Source organism: Burkholderia sp. Ac-20344 (genome assembly GCF_017104975.1).
Taxonomy (GTDB): Bacteria; Pseudomonadota; Gammaproteobacteria; order Burkholderiales; family Burkholderiaceae; genus Burkholderia.
On record NZ_JAAGPP010000308.1, the window covers coordinates 1 to 2,884 of the forward strand.

General features: G+C 67.5%; 2 protein-coding genes. One reads left to right on the top strand and one right to left on the bottom strand.

The annotated features are described in order from the left end of the window. On the top strand, positions 1–350 hold a 350-nt coding region (locus tag G3N64_RS38610; RefSeq protein WP_205788825.1), incomplete at its 5' end, for a c-type cytochrome. Between the two features lie 115 nt (positions 351–465). Here G3N64_RS38610 and G3N64_RS38615 read toward each other — a convergent pair. Then, entirely contained in the window at positions 466–2,556 is a 2,091-nt protein-coding gene (locus tag G3N64_RS38615) for a UvrD-helicase domain-containing protein (RefSeq protein ID WP_205788826.1), read from the bottom strand. Between the last annotated feature and the right edge of the window lie 328 nt (positions 2,557–2,884).

Consider the following 2,884-nt stretch of genomic DNA (forward strand, 5'->3'; position numbering starts at 1 on the left):
CGGGCGCAGCCGACGCCGCGAGCGCGCAAGTCGCCGCAGCACAGGCAGCGATCGCCGCGATCCCGAAGGCCGGCGAAGCGCCCGCAGCCGCCCCGGCCAGCGCCGATGCGGCCACCGCCGGCAAGGCGCTGTACGCGTCGACCTGCCAGGCCTGCCACGCGGCAGGTGTGCTCGGCGCGCCGAAGTTCGGCAGCAAGGAAGACTGGGCGCCGCGCCTGAAAGAGTCGATGGATACGGTCTACAACTATGCGCTGCACGGCAAGGGCGCGATGCCGCCGAAGGGCGGGTCGAACGCGTCGGACGCCGACGTGAAGGCCGCCGTCGACTACATGGTCAACGCGTCGAAGTAACCCCACCCGGCCATCCGTAAAAAACCCCCGCGACGCACATGCATCGCGGGGGTTTTGTTTTGTTGGCGAACTTCTGCAGCGCCGGAACGCCGTGCGCCCAAGCGGCGCCACCACGTCACTTCTGCAGCAACGCCTTCAGGCTCGCGAGCCGGTCCTTCGGCGACATCGGCGCTTCTTCCGGCGTCGGCGGCGGCGCCTCGTCGAGCCCCATCTCCGGGATGAAGCGCGACGGTTCGCACACGACCGTCTCGCGCGCCCGCTTGCGCTTCTTGCACCAGTTCAGATGCAGGCTGCGCTGCGCGCGCGTGATCGCGACGTACATCAGCCGGCGCTCCTCCTCGATCCGCTCGCTGTCGATCGGGCCGTCGTCCTCGCTGCCGCCGCGGTGCGGCATGATGCCCTCCTCGACGCCGACCAGGAACACGTGCGGATACTCGAGCCCCTTCGACGCATGGACGGTCGACAGCCGCACGGCGTCCGGATCCTCGTCCTTGCCCTCGAGCATCGACATCAGCGCGACGGTCTGGATCAGGCCGAGCAGGTTCTTGCCGGTGTCGGCGAGCCCGTCCGCGTTGTGGAAGCCTTCCGCCTCGCCGTCGACGGCCTCGGCCGACTCGGGCTTGGTGCCCTTGCGCTTCAGCCATTCGAGAAATTCGAGCACGTTCTGCCACTTCGACTGAGCCTGCCGCTCGTCGAACGCGTCGTACAGGTACGCCTCGTAGTGGATCGCCTCCATCATGTCGTCGAGGACGACGGTCGCAGGATCCTTGTCCGCGCGCTCGGTCAGGCGCTGGATGAAGTCGCAGAACATCCGCAGCGGCTCGACCTGCCGTGCGGACAGCCGCGCCTCGATCCCGCCCATGTACACGGCCTCGAACAGCGACACCTTCGCCTGGCCCGCGAACGAGCCGAGCGCTTCGAGCGTCGTGTTGCCGATCCCGCGGCGCGGCGTGGTGACCGCGCGGATGAACGCGGGATCGTCGTCGGCGTTCGCGATCAGCCGCAGGTACGCGCACAGATCCTTGATCTCCGCCTTGTCGAAGAACGACTGGCCGCCCGACAGCACGTACGGAATCCGCTCACGGCGCAGCACCTGCTCGAAGATCCGCGCCTGGAAGTTGCCGCGATACAGGATCGCGTAGTCGCGGAACTGCGCGCGCCGCTCGAACTTGTGCGCGGACAGCCGGAACACAACCGATTCGGCCTCGTGCTCCTCGTCGTTGCACGGCGTGACGGTGATCGAATCGCCCATCCCGTGCTCGGACCACAGCTTCTTCTCGAACAGTTTCGGGTTGTTCGCGATCACGTTGTTCGCGGCGGTGAGGATGCGCACCGTCGACCGGTAGTTCTGCTCGAGCTTGACCAGGTGCAGCTTCGGGAAATCCTTGCCGAGCTGCGCGAGGTTCTCGAGCGTCGCGCCGCGCCAGCCGTAGATCGCCTGGTCGTCGTCGCCCACCGCCGTGAATGCGGCGCGCGGGCCGGCAAGCAGCTTCAGCAGCTCGTACTGGCACGCGTTGGTGTCCTGGTACTCGTCGATCAGCAGGTAGCGCAGCTTGTTCTGCCAGCGATCGCGCACCTGTTCGTTCTTCTCGAACAGCTCGGCGGGCAGGCGGATCAGGTCGTCGAAGTCGACCGCCTGGTACGCATGCAGCGTCGCGACGTAGTTGCGGTAGACGAGCGCGGCCTGGTGCTCGTCCTCGTTGGACGCGATCGTCATCGCCTCCTCGGGCATGATCAGGCCGTTCTTCCACAGCGAGATCGTGCTCTGGATCTTGCGGATCAGGCCCTTGTCGGTCGTGCCGATCTGCTCCTGGATCATCCCGAAGCAGTCGTCCGAATCCATGATCGAGAACTGCGGCTTCAAGCCGACGTGCTCGGCCTCCTGGCGCAGGATCTGCACGCCGAGCGAGTGGAACGTGCAGACGGTGAGCTGGTTGACGGGCACCTTGCGGCCTTCCTTGCCGGGCGTGGTGAGCGTCTTGCCCTCGAGCAGCTTCGACACGCGCTCGCGCATTTCGGCGGCGGCCTTGTTCGTGAACGTGACGGCGGCGATGTGGCGCGGCTCGAAGCCTTTCGCTTCGATCAGGTGCGCGATCTTCTGCGTGATCACGCGGGTCTTGCCGCTACCCGCGCCGGCGAGCACGAGACAGGGACCGTCGAGGTAGCGCACCGCTTCGTTCTGGGCGGAATTGAGGCCTGCGGACATGATGGCGGATGGTGTTGCGGTTGACGGCGGAACGCCGGGAGGATGCCGTGCGCGGCAGGCTGGCGAAGCAGGTGGACACGCGGGCAGGACGCGCATGTTAACACGTCGGCGGCGCACTTTTCGGGAGCGCCGCCGGACGGGGCCGCGCGGGCCGACCGGACAGCCGCCCCCTGTCCGTCCGGCCAATCCGGCCCCGTTCGCGCCCCGTTCGGCCACAATATGTCCACCCGGCGCCGCGCCGCCCCGCGCAGGCCCGCTTGAATCACCTGAACCGCCACCGGATCGACATCATGGGATACCCGTTCGCCACCGCCGCCCTTGGCCCGCT